Source organism: Corynebacterium massiliense DSM 45435 (assembly GCF_028609805.1).
Lineage (GTDB): Bacteria > Actinomycetota > Actinomycetes > Mycobacteriales > Mycobacteriaceae > Corynebacterium > Corynebacterium massiliense.
On record NZ_CP063189.1, the window covers coordinates 176,755 to 188,548 of the forward strand.

An 11,794-nucleotide genomic window follows, 5' to 3' on the forward strand; every position below is an offset into this window, starting at 1 on the left:
TAGACCGCCGCTTTTCCTAGACCGCCGCTTTTTCGGACTGGCGCGACAGCGCGATGGTCCCGGCGATCATCGTGGCCAACGCAATGGCCATGACGCACCACCCCAGCGTGGTCTCCACCGCGAACTGCTCGTCCAGCACCGCGTATCCCAGCGCGAACGCGACGATGGGCTCCACGATCGTCATGGCGGGAAGCGAATACGTCAGCGGGCCGGCGTTGAACGAGTACTGCTGCAGCACGGTACCCGCGCCGGCGCTTATCACCAGCGCGTAAAACTCCCACGACCCCAGAAGGGCGACAGGCCCAGCCGAGGTGAAGATGTCCACCACGGCCTTGCTCAGCACCGCGACGTACCCGTACAGGCACCCGCAGGCCGTGCCCAACAGCAGCGCGCGGTTGCCCTTGCCCAGCTGCGCGGTGCCGATGAGGGCGGCCATGACCACGAGCCCCACCCCAAGGGCGGGCAGCCAGCGGTCGAGTGGCGGCTGCACCAGCCCGTGCGAGGGGCGGCCCAACACGACCATGACCGCCACCGCAACGGTGAGCGCCAGCGACCACGCCACGTCGCGCCGGGCCATGCGCCGGTGGGCGTACCACGCGGACAGCGGCAGGGTGAACATGAGCGAGAGCATGAGCACCGGCTGCACGATGAGCAGGGTGCCAAAACCTAGGGCCACGACCTGCAGGGTGTAGCCCGCCACCGCCGCTAGGGTGCCTACCCACCACAGAGGCTGGCGGATGGCGGTGCGCAAGACCGCCGACGTCGCGTCGAGAGCAATGCGGTGGCGCACGACGGTGCCCCAGGCGATGACAACCGCCGATGCCAGCGCGAATGCCACGGCGACGAAATTCGAAAGCACGGTTGTCCACCGTAGCGCCGCGGGGAGCAAAACCCGGCATCGGCTGAAAGAAATTTCCGCGCGCTGGCCTTGCCGGGACGTGACGCGCGCTACGATTGATACCCGTCAAAGACCGAAAGAACTTCGATTGACCTACCCCGGAGAGGTGGTTGGTGGCGTGGCGCTCGTCGTCCAGAAATATGGCGGATCCTCCCTGGAATCCGCAGAACGCATCCGTGCTGTAGCAGAGCGCATCGTGGCCACAAAGAAGGAAGGAAACGACGTTGTCGCGGTGTGCTCCGCTATGGGAGACACCACGGACAACCTGCTGGACTTGGCCGCGCAGGTCAATCCGGTCCCGCCGCAGCGCGAGCTCGACATGCTGCTCACCGCCGGCGAGCGCATTTCCAACTCGCTGGTGGCCATGGCGGTGGAATCCCTGGGCGCCGAGGCGCGCTCATTCACCGGCTCGCAGGCCGGCGTTCTCACCACCGACCGGCACGGTAACGCGCGCATCATCGATGTCACCCCGGGCCGCATCAGCGAGGCGCTGGACAAAGGCCGGGTGTGCATCGTCGCCGGCTTCCAGGGAGTGAACAAGGAATCGCGCGACGTGACCACCCTGGGCCGTGGCGGTTCGGATACGACCGCGGTGGCGCTGGCCGCAGCGCTGAACGCGGACGTGTGCGAGATCTACTCGGACGTCGACGGCGTCTACACCGCCGATCCGCGCATCGTGCCGAACGCCCGCAAGATTGAGAAGCTTTCCTTCGAGGAAATGCTCGAAATGGCTGCCGTGGGATCGAAGATCCTGGTCCTGCGCAGCGTCGAATACGCCCGCGCGTTCAACATTCCGCTGCGCGTGCGGTCTTCATACAGCAATGACCCCGGCACTCTGGTCGCCGGATCGATGGAGGATATTCCCGTGGAAGAAGCAGTACTGACTGGCGTGGCAACCGATAACTCCGAGGCCAAGGTCACCATCCTGGGCATCCCGGACAAGCCGGGGGAAGGGTCCATCATCTTCCGCGCCATCGCGGACGCCGAAATCAACATCGACATGGTGCTGCAGAACGTCTCCTCCGTGGAGGACGGCCGCACCGACATCACCTTCACCTGCCCGCGGGGCGATGGCCCCCGTGCCGTGGAGATCCTCACCGAGTTGCAGAAGGAAAACGACTGGGGCGAGGTGCTTTACGATGACCAGGTGGGCAAGGTGTCCCTGGTCGGTGCCGGCATGAAGTCGCACCCGGGGGTCACCGCCGATTTCACCGAGGCGCTGCGCGACTGCGGGGTCAACATGGAGCTCATCTCCACCTCCGAGATCCGCATCTCGGTGCTGACCCGCGAGTCGAGCATCGACGAGGCCGCGCGCGCCCTGCACGACAAGTTCGACCTGGGCGGCGACGAGGTGGCCAAGGTCTACGCTGGAACGGGGCGCTAAATGGCGGACACCACTTCCACGCCCCACATCAACCCCCGCGGCGTCGACATCGCTGAGACCGTCTTGCTGCCCGGCGACCCGCTGCGCGCGAAGTTCATCGCAGACACGTACTTGGACGACGCGGTCCAGTTCAACGAGGTCCGCAACATGTTGGGCTTTACCGGCACCTACAACGGCACCCCGGTTTCGGTGATGGGGTCCGGGATGGGCATGCCGTCCATCGGCATCTACGCCTCGGAGCTCATCAACTTCTTTTCCGCGAAGAAGGTCATCCGCGTTGGGTCCATCGGCGCGATGCAAAAAGACATTGACCTCTACGACATCATCGTGGCCGCCTCGGCGTCGACGGATTCGAACTTCTTGAGCCAGTACAACCTGCCGGGCACGTTCGCCCCGACCGCGTCGTGGCGCCTGCTCAAGGCGTTTATGGACGGCGCGGAAAAGTCCCCGGATCTCTCCGCCCAGCTGCACGTAGGCACCATCTTGAGCTCCGACATGTTCTACAACGCCGACGACACCGCCACCGACCGCTGGTCACGCATGGGCGTGCTCGGCGTGGAGATGGAGTCGGCAGCGCTGTATTCCATCGCCGCGTACGCGGGTGTGGATGCCTTGGGCGTCTTCACCGTGTCCGACAACCTGTACACCGGAGCGCAGACCACCGCCGAGGAGAGGCAGAACGCCTTCACCGAGATGATGGAGCTCGCGCTACCGCTGGCGGACGTCACCGTCTAAACCCCGAAGAGAAAGCGTGTGGACATGGCCGAGTTGAACGGCACCGGTAAGAAAGCATCCCTCGACACCATCAAGGCAGCGGTACCGGTCCTGCTGTTCACGATGGTCTTCAGCCTCATCGTGGACAACGGTTTCAAGACGATGACCGGCCCCATGGCCGCGGGTCTCGGCGTCGACGGGGAGACCGCGTCCCTGCAGGCGTCGCTCGCCGGCGTCATCATCGGCATCTTCGCGGTGGTCTACGCCGCGCTTGCCGATGTCTTCTCGGTGCGCAAACTCATGCTCTTTTCCATCGTGCTGGTGACGGTGGGCTCACTGCTCGGTTTTGTGGCCACGGCCTTTTGGCTCGTACTGCTGGGCCGCCTCATCCAGACCTGCGGGCTCGCCGCGGCGGAAAACCTGTACGTCATCTACGTGACAAAGAACCTGCCGGAGAAGGAACAGAAGAAGTACCTGGGCTTTTCCACAGCCGCCTTCCAGGCCGGACTCCTGATCGGCGCGCTGACCTCGGGCGCGATCTCGACCTACATCGGCTGGCGCGTGATGTTCCTGGTTCCGCTGCTGCTGTTGGTGGCGGTGCCCTTCATCGTCAAGCAGGTGCCCAACGACTACACCCGCGGTTCCTCGCTGGATATCGTCGGCCTGTTCCTCATCGGCGTGGCCACCACCGGGCTCATCCTCTGCCTGCAGGACTTCCTGCCGGCATGGGCGCGGTGGCTGCTGCTCGCCGCCGCGGCGGTGATGATTGGCCTGTTCGCGATGTGGATCAAGGCCGCCCGCAAGCCGCTGGTGCGGCCGGAGTTCTTCGCTAACGGCCGTTACGTCTTCGCCATCACGATGGTCCTTATTGTTTACTCCACGCAGCTGGGCTACATCGTCTTGCTGCCGTTCGCGGCGGAGCACTTCCACGGGCTCAACCAGGCGAACTCCGCCTACCTGATGATCCCGGGGTATACCTGCGCCATCCTGGTCGGCATTTTCTCCGGGCGCATCGGCAAGCTCATGTCCTCCCGCGCCACCATCTTCACCGCCCTCGGGCTCATCATCGGCGCGCTGGTCATGGGCGCGCTGGCGATCCAGATCCACCTGGCCATCGCCATCGTGTCGATCACCTTGTTCGCCTCCGGGTTCTCGCTCATCTACGCCCCGCTGGTCAACACCGCGCTGTCCAACATCCGGCCTGAAAAGTCCGGCGTGGCCATCGGTTTCTACAACCTGACCATCAACATCGGCATCCCGCTCGGCATCGCCTACACCTTCTTCATGATGGGCACGTCCATGAGCTTCAACGCCATTTTGTGGGTGCTTGCGTTCATCGCCCTGGCTGGTGCACTCGTCTACTTCTTCGCCGACCGAGTAATGTATGGCCGCGAAAAGCGCGCCGGTGTCGACTCGGTGGCTAACCACTAACGCTTGTATTTCAGGAGTATTGCCAAATGTCTCAACTGTTGCGCGATGAGCTCGCCCAGATGATCGATCACACCTTCCTCAAGCCGGAAGGAACGCGCGAGCAGGTCGAGCAGCTGGCGCGTGAAGCCGGGGAGTGGGGCACTTATTCCATCTGCGTCTCGCCGTCCCAGCTGTCCGTCGACGTGCCGGAGGGCGTGCACGTCGCTACCGTCGTCGGCTTCCCGTCCGGCGCGGTGAAGTCTGAGGTCAAGGCCGTGGAGGCCGCCCGCGCCGTGGACGATGGCGCGCAGGAAATCGATATGGTTATGAACCTCGGGCTGGCCCTGGAGGGGCGCTTCGACGAGGTGCAGGAAGACATTCAGGCGGTACGCGACGCGGTGCCGCACGTGGTGCTCAAGGTCATCTTGGAAACCGCCGTGCTGGACCGCGACCTGATCGTCGCCGCGTGCAAGGCCGCGGAGGCGGCCGGGGCAGACTTTGTGAAGACCTCCACCGGCTTCCACCCGGCCGGCGGCGCGACGACGGACGCGGTCTCCCTCATGCGCGAGACCGTGGGCGACCGCCTGGGCGTCAAGGCCTCCGGCGGCATCCGCACCGCCGCGGCCGCCCAGGAGATGGTGGACGCGGGCGCGTCCCGCCTGGGGCTATCCGCCACGGTGTCTATCCTCAGCGAACTGGACGAGTCCTAGCCATGGGCGCGGAGGCGGCGGCCGCGACGGTACGCGCGGCGCGTCAGTGGGCGGAGCACGATCCCGATCCGGCCACGCGCGCGGCGGTGCTCGACTGGATCGCGTGCGACGACCAGGAATCCCTCCAGCGCGCCTTCGCGGGCCCGCTTGCCTTTGGCACCGCCGGGCTGCGCGCCGCGGTGGGGCCGGGCGAGTCGCAGCTCAACCGCGCGGTTGTCCTGCGCACCACCGCGGGGCTCATGGCGTGGCTGAACGAGCAGGTCGACTGCCCCGTCGTCGTCATCGGCTGCGACGCGCGCCACGGATCTGCCGAGTTCTACGGCGACGCGGCCCGCGCCGTAGCCGGGGCGGGCGGGCGCGCCCTCGTCCTGCCGCCGCAGAACCCAACGCCGCTGACCGCGTTTACCGTGCGCGAGCTGGGTGCCGATGCCGGGATCATGGTCACCGCCTCCCACAATCCGCCCGCTGACAACGGCTACAAGGTCTACCTCGGCGGGCGCATCGCCACCGGCAACGCCGCAGGCGTGCAGCTTATCTCCCCGGCGGACAAAGAGATCGCGGCCGCTATTTCCGCCGCGCCGTTCGCCGACGAGGTGCCCACTGCGACCGCGGGCATCGAGAACGTAGACACCCGCGACGCCTATGTCGCGCGGGTGTTGGAGCGCGCTGCGGAGATCACCGGCCGCGCAGATTCGGCGCAAGCGGATCCGCAAGTCACCGTGGCGCTGACCGCCATGCACGGCGTGGGCGCGGCGCTGGCGGAGCGTGCCCTCACGCAGGCGGGGGTGCGCGTGTCGCTGGTACCCGAACAGGCCGAGCCGGACGGCGACTTTCCCACCGTGTCCTTCCCCAACCCAGAGGAAGACGGCGCCCTGGACCTCGCGAAAGCGCACGCCAGCAAGGTCGGCGCGGACGTCATCATCGCGCTCGACCCGGACACGGACCGCTGCGCGGTGGCCGTTCCCGGTTCGCTTCCGAACCGGGGACGAACCCAAGAGGAAACCGGCTGGCGGCAGCTCACTGGCGACGAGACCGGCGCGATTGTCGGCGAGTTCATCGCGTCTCGCCATGCTTCCCGTCATGTCGGCACGGCAGAGGGCGTACTGGCCAGCTCGGTCGTCTCCAGCCGGGTGCTGGGGCAGATCGCGGCGGCGCACGGGCTGGAACACCGCACGACCCTGACCGGGTTCAAGTGGATCGCGCGGACACCGGGGCTGGTCTACGGCTACGAGGAAGCGCTCGGGCTGTGCTGCGACCCGCAGGCCGTGGCCGATAAGGACGGCATCTCGGCGGCGGTGATCGTCGCCGGCCTGGTGCGTGAGCTCAAGGAGCGCGGCGAAAAACTCGCCGACTTCCTGGCGGGCATCGCCACGCGCTACGGCCTCTACCAGACCCGGCCGTTGACGTTCCGGGTGACGGACACCGCGGTCATCGCCAAGCACATGCGCACCCTGCGCGAAACCCCGCCGACCTCCTTCGCTGGTTCGCCGGTGGTGGAAACGCGCGATCTCTTGGCGGACGAGCTGGGCATCGGGCCGACCGATGGCATGGTCTTTGTCACCGCGAATAACGATCGGGTGATCTGCCGGCCGTCGGGGACCGAGCCGAAGCTGAAGTGCTACCTCGAGGTCGTGCTGCCCGTAGCGGATGGGCAGGTGCCCCGCGATGAGGCGGCGGCGCGGCTTGGCACCATCGCCGACGAGCTCCAGAGCTTCCTCGGCGCGTAACGAGCTCCCACGCCCCTGGCTTTATGGCCTCAGTCGCGCGCGACTGGCCCGGTAATCTCGTGTATTTTCCGCCGCCTGCGGCCTACGCTGGAAGTGCACAACGTTGATTCGAACAGGAGAATTCCCCATGACCACCCTCGCCATTGTTGGAGCAACCGGACAGGTCGGCCGCGTGATGCGCGACATCCTCGAAGAGCGTGAATTCCCGGCCGACAAGGTCCGCTTCTTCGCGTCTGCCCGCTCTGCCGGCACCGAGCTGGACTTCCGCGGCGAGAAGGTGACGGTGGAAGACCTCGCGCAGGTGACCGAGGAATCCGTCGCCGATGTCGACATCGCGCTGTTTTCCGCCGGCGGCTCCACGTCCAAGGAGTGGGCGCCGGTCTTCGCGGCCGCGGGCGCGACCGTGGTGGACAACTCCTCGGCCTTCCGCCGCGACCCGGACGTGCCGCTGGTGGTCTCCGAGGTGAACCCGGACGCGGTCCGCGAGGTCCCCAAGGGGATCATCGCGAACCCGAACTGCACCACCATGGCCGCCATGCCGGTGCTCAAGGTGCTGCACGACGCCGCCGGGCTCAACCGCCTGCACGTGGCCAGCTACCAGGCCGTGTCCGGCTCCGGCATGGCCGGCGTGGAGGCGCTGGTCAAGCAGATCGCCGATATGGGCGAATACAACGTCGACCTGGTGCGTGACGGGTCTGCGATGGACACCGATGACTTCGGCCCGTACGTCGCGCCCATCGCCTACAACGCCCTGCCGCTGGCCGGCAACGTGGTCGACGACGGCTCCTACGAGACCGACGAGGAGCAGAAGCTGCGCAACGAATCGCGCAAGATTCTGGGAATCCCGGAGCTGAAAGTGGCGGGCACCTGCGTGCGCATCCCGGTGTTTACCGGCCACACCATGGCCATCCACGCGGAGTTCGACAACCCGCTGACCGCTGAGGACGCCGCGGCGAAGCTGCACGACGCCCCGGGCGTGCGCGTGGTGGAGGTGCCGACCCCGCTCGACGTCGCGGGTATCGATGACTCGCTGGTCGGCCGCATCCGCCAGGACCAGACCGTGGACGACAACCGCGGCCTGGTGTTCGTGGTGGCGGGCGACAACCTGCGCAAGGGCGCAGCGCTCAACACGATCCAGATCGCGGAGCTGCTGCTGCGCTAAGAGGGTGAGACCGAAGCTCCTGCTGGCCTACTCGGCCTGGCGCCCGGTCGGTTCCGTGTGCTGCACGTAGACCACGGACGGATCCGGGTCCTCCGGGTCGAAGTCGACCTCGTCGTCTTCTTCCAGCTCTTCGACGATTTCTTCCTTCACCGCATCGATGAATTCGTCGGTGTCCATGTTGGACGCGGCGGCGAGTTTGCGCAGCTCGCGCTGGTTTTTCTTGGTGAAGCGCTCGCGCGGATCCATGCGGCGCTTGACCAGGGTGCGGGCGCGCATGCGGCGGTCGGACTCGTCGGTGAGCTTATTGCGGTTTTTCAGCCACGCGATGGACATGACCACGATGGTGATGATGCCCAGGTAGCCGAGGATGGGGTAGACCCAGCCGACCAAGTCCTGGAAGCCGATGAAGGACAAGATGAAGCCGATGATGCAGGTCGCAGCGAAGACTGGGTAGAAGCGGCGCGGGTGGTTGCGGGTTAGGCGCTTGCCCAGCGCGTAGAACATGCCCACCGCGGTGTTAAACACCATGCCGTAGACCACGAAGGTCATGATGTACGCCAACGTCGGGTGGATTTCCTCCATTAGCTGCAGCACCGGCATGTCGGTGCCGTTGACAGCCGGGGCCACGACGAAGAGAGAGACCACCAAAAGCGCCAGCAGCACGAGGTAGACGATGCCGCCCATGATGCCGCCCAGGCCCACCGCGCGGTTATCCAAGAAGTTGCCGCCAATGACGATGGACATCGATACCGCGGTCATCACGTTTAGGCCGGTGTAGTTCAGCGCGGAAATCCACCAATTCGGCAGCGTGGTATCCACGTTGGCCTGCGCGTAGTCGTTCATCGACGCCAGGTCGATGTCGTTGGTGACGATGGTCCACGTCGTGGCCAGGACGACGAAGATGATGAGGAACGGCGTGATGGTGCCGATTATGGCGGTCACGCGGTCGACGTCGAAAAGCCCGACCAGCAGGACGAGCGCGAGCATAGCTACCGCGCCAATCCAGACGGGCCACCCGAACTGCTGGTTCAGGTTGGACCCACCGCCGGCGAACATGACGAAGCCGACGGAAAAGAGCGTGAGGATGGTGGACCAGTCGAGGATCTTCGATACCACCGGTCCCGCGACCTGCTCGTAGACCGAGGTGTGCTCAGATGCCTGGAAGTAGGATCCCAGCTGCAGGACGGCGATGCCGGTGATCATCATGAGGGCGGCGCCTAGTACGACGCCGAAAAAGCCCTTTTCGCCGAAAGCGACGAAGTACTGCATCGCTTCCTGTCCAGATGCGAAACCGGCGCCGACCACGACGCCGATGAAGGCCAGTGAAATTGCCACAGCCCGTTTAACCATATGGAAAGTGCTCCGATCATTGCAGTGACTTACATCGCGCTAGTTTAATCACGACTGTTGTGCTGCGGCGATTCACTGTCGGCGCCGGCGAGGAGATCTTTGCGGGCGCGCGCCACGCGGGAACGGATCGTGCCGATGCGCACGCCGGCGATTTTCGCCGCCTCCTCGTAGGTGTAGCCCAAAACCTGGGTGAGGATGAGGGCTTCGCGGCGGTCGTGGGGCAGGGCATCGAGAAGCTGCCGCGTATCAATCCACTCGCTCCAGGTCCCGGAATCCTCCGGGGTGGAGGTGTGCGCGGCCGCCTCTTCGTACTGCGTGTGGGACTTGCGGGGCCGGGCCATATCGCGGCGGATGTTGTCCACCCACACGCGGCGGGCGAGCGATAACAGCCAGGTACGTGCCGAGGAGCGGGCGGCGAACCGCGGCAGGGCGTCGATGACCCGCAGGTACGTCTCCTGGGTGAGATCGTCGGCCAAGTCGGCATCGCCAAGGTGCGCCAGCAGGCGCCACACATCGTCCTGGGTGGCGCGGATGAACTCCGTGAGCGCCGCGCGGTCGCCGCGGCCGGCCTTTAAGGCCAGCTCAGTGACGAAGGCGTCGTCGCCCGGGGAGTGGTAATTCACCTCTAAAAACTTACCAGTCGCCGCTGCGCGCCCAACCGCCCCTGACATGGCTGGTTTAGGTTTGCTTTCGTTGCCGGGTCACAGGCGCGTATCTAGTCTTGTGGTGGCCGAGCGCCAATAGCTCTATTCCATTAGTTTCAGGAGGTTGGCTCCCATATGGCTAACAATGAATTTGATAAAGCACAGGCAAACGAGTCCGCCGCGGACGAGGTACTGAAGAAGGGCGAGCGCGCCCAGGGCAAGGGCCCGGTCCGCAGCGAGTCCGGCAACCCGGTTGCCTCGGAAAACCACTCCGTGCAGCAGGGCCTGCAGGGGCCAACCGTCATGAGTGACATGCACCTGATGGAAAAGCTCGCGCACTTCAACCGCGAGCCGGTCCCGGAGCGCATCCCGCACGCCAAGGGCCACGGCGCCTTCGGCGAGCTGCACATTACCGAGGACGTGTCCAAGTACACCAAGGCGAAGCTCTTCCAGAAGGGCACCGTGACGCCGATGGCGGCCCGTTTCTCCTCCGTGGCGGGTGAGAAGGGCTACCCGGATAACCTGCGCGACGTGCACGGTTTCGCCCTGCGCTTTTACACCGAGGACGGCAACTACGACATCGTGGGCAACAACACCCCGGTGTTTTTCATGCGCGACGCAATGAAGTTCCCGGACTTCATCCACTCCCAGAAGCGCCTGGGCAAAAACGGTCTGCGTGACGCGGACATGCAGTGGGACTTCTGGACCCGCACCCCGGAGTCCGCGCACCAGGTGGCGTACCTCATGGGCGACCGCGGCACCCCGAAGACCTCCCGCCACCAGGACGGCTTCGGCTCCCACACCTTCCAGTGGGTGAACGAGGAAGGCACCCCGGTCTGGATCAAGTACCACTTCAAGACCCGCCAGGGCTGGGACTGCTTTACTGACGATGAGTCCAAGGAAGTCTCCGGCAAGAACCCGGACTTCATGCGCCAGGATCTCCACGACGCCATCGAGCGCGGCGACTACCCGGTCTGGGACGTCAAGGTGCAGATCATGCCGTTCGACGAGGCGGAGGACTACCGCTTCAACCCGTTCGATCTGACCAAGGTCTGGTCGCAGAAGGACTACCCACTCATCCCGGTCGGCTACTTCGTGCTGAACCGCAACCCGGAGAACTTCCACGCGCAGGTCGAGCAGCTCGCCTTCGACCCGGGCAACCTGGTACCGGGCGTGGGCCTGTCCCCGGACCGCATGCTGCTCGCCCGCGCGGTGGCCTACGCCGACCAGCAGCGCTACCGCATCGGCGTGAACTACAAGCATCTGCCGGTTAACCAGCCGCTGTCGCAGGATCAGGTCAACTCCTACAACCACGAGGGCCAGATGACGTACTACCACAACGCCCCGGAGGACCCGACCTACTCGCCGAACCGCTACGCCAAGGGCGGCGGCTACTTGGACGACGGCGAGACCTCCAACCCGCACGACAACTACGGGCAGGCCGCGGACCTTTACGTCAACCCGGATCCGCACGGCACCGACCTGGTGCGCGCGCCGTACGTCCAGCACTCGGAGGACGACGACTTCATCCAGGCGGGCACCCTGTACCGCGACGTGCTGGACGATGACGCCAAGGAGCGCATGGCCAACAACATCGCCGGCGCCATGCAGGGCGTGTCCGAGCAGGTTGAGCAGCAGGTCTACGAGTACTGGACCAAGGTGGACGAGAACCTGGGCAAGCGCGTCAAGGAGCTCTACACCTCCCAGCAGGACGATACGAAGATGGCGGAGAAGTAAGCTTCGCGTGAACTCCCGGCACGCCTTTATCGGTGCGCCTCTCCGGCGGCGGGGAACA

The 11,794-nt window shown here is 65.4% G+C and carries 10 protein-coding genes; 7 read left to right on the forward strand and 3 right to left on the reverse strand.

The annotated features are described in order from the left end of the window. Nucleotides 1–16: 16 nt before the first annotated feature. Nucleotides 17–859 (reverse strand): DMT family transporter, encoded by an 843-nt coding sequence (locus tag CMASS_RS00860; protein ID WP_022863772.1) that lies wholly within the window; start codon nucleotides 857–859, stop codon nucleotides 17–19. 157 nt (nucleotides 860–1,016) lie between these two features. On the opposite strand from CMASS_RS00860, the gene CMASS_RS00865 reads away from it, so the two are divergent. The 6 genes from CMASS_RS00865 to CMASS_RS00890 all read left to right on the forward strand — a co-directional run bounded on the left by CMASS_RS00865 (nucleotide 1,017) and on the right by CMASS_RS00890 (nucleotide 8,005). After that, nucleotides 1,017–2,282: an aspartate kinase gene (locus CMASS_RS00865; protein ID WP_027018830.1), complete on the forward strand. Its 1,266-nt coding sequence runs from the start codon at nucleotides 1,017–1,019 to the stop codon at nucleotides 2,280–2,282. After that, nucleotides 2,283–3,017 carry a purine-nucleoside phosphorylase gene (gene deoD, locus CMASS_RS00870; protein WP_022863774.1) on the forward strand — a complete coding sequence of 245 codons (735 nt, stop codon included), beginning with the start codon at nucleotides 2,283–2,285 and terminating at the stop codon, nucleotides 3,015–3,017. Nucleotides 3,018–3,041: 24 nt separating this feature from the next. Then, a complete protein-coding gene (locus tag CMASS_RS00875) occupies nucleotides 3,042–4,427 on the forward strand; it encodes an MFS transporter (protein WP_022863775.1) in 1,386 nt (461 codons plus the stop codon). A 26-nt stretch (nucleotides 4,428–4,453) separates the two neighbouring features. Beyond that, nucleotides 4,454–5,116, forward strand: a complete 663-nt coding sequence (gene deoC, locus CMASS_RS00880) for a deoxyribose-phosphate aldolase (RefSeq protein ID WP_022863776.1) — start codon at nucleotides 4,454–4,456, stop codon at nucleotides 5,114–5,116. A 2-nt stretch (nucleotides 5,117–5,118) separates the two neighbouring features. After that, nucleotides 5,119–6,843, forward strand: a complete 1,725-nt coding sequence (locus CMASS_RS00885) for a phospho-sugar mutase (protein WP_022863777.1) — start codon at nucleotides 5,119–5,121, stop codon at nucleotides 6,841–6,843. 127 nt (nucleotides 6,844–6,970) lie between these two features. Continuing rightward, nucleotides 6,971–8,005, forward strand: a complete 1,035-nt coding sequence (locus CMASS_RS00890; RefSeq protein WP_022863778.1) for an aspartate-semialdehyde dehydrogenase — start codon at nucleotides 6,971–6,973, stop codon at nucleotides 8,003–8,005. A 27-nt stretch (nucleotides 8,006–8,032) separates the two neighbouring features. Here CMASS_RS00890 and CMASS_RS00895 read toward each other — a convergent pair whose 3' ends face one another. Together CMASS_RS00895 and CMASS_RS00900 are read right to left on the reverse strand one after the other, a co-directional pair. Then, the gene (locus tag CMASS_RS00895; protein ID WP_022863779.1) at nucleotides 8,033–9,355 is read right to left on the reverse strand and encodes a YkvI family membrane protein; all 1,323 of its coding nucleotides are present in this window, start codon (nucleotides 9,353–9,355) and stop codon (nucleotides 8,033–8,035) included. Between the two features lie 44 nt (nucleotides 9,356–9,399). Further along, nucleotides 9,400–9,978: an RNA polymerase sigma factor gene (locus CMASS_RS00900; protein WP_022863780.1), complete on the reverse strand. Its 579-nt coding sequence runs from the start codon at nucleotides 9,976–9,978 to the stop codon at nucleotides 9,400–9,402. Nucleotides 9,979–10,134: 156 nt separating this feature from the next. Here CMASS_RS00900 and CMASS_RS00905 point away from each other — a divergent pair, with 156 nt between their 5' ends. Further along, the gene (locus CMASS_RS00905; protein ID WP_022863781.1) at nucleotides 10,135–11,736 is read left to right on the forward strand and encodes a catalase; all 1,602 of its coding nucleotides are present in this window, start codon (nucleotides 10,135–10,137) and stop codon (nucleotides 11,734–11,736) included. The last annotated feature ends 58 nt before the right edge of the window (nucleotides 11,737–11,794 follow it).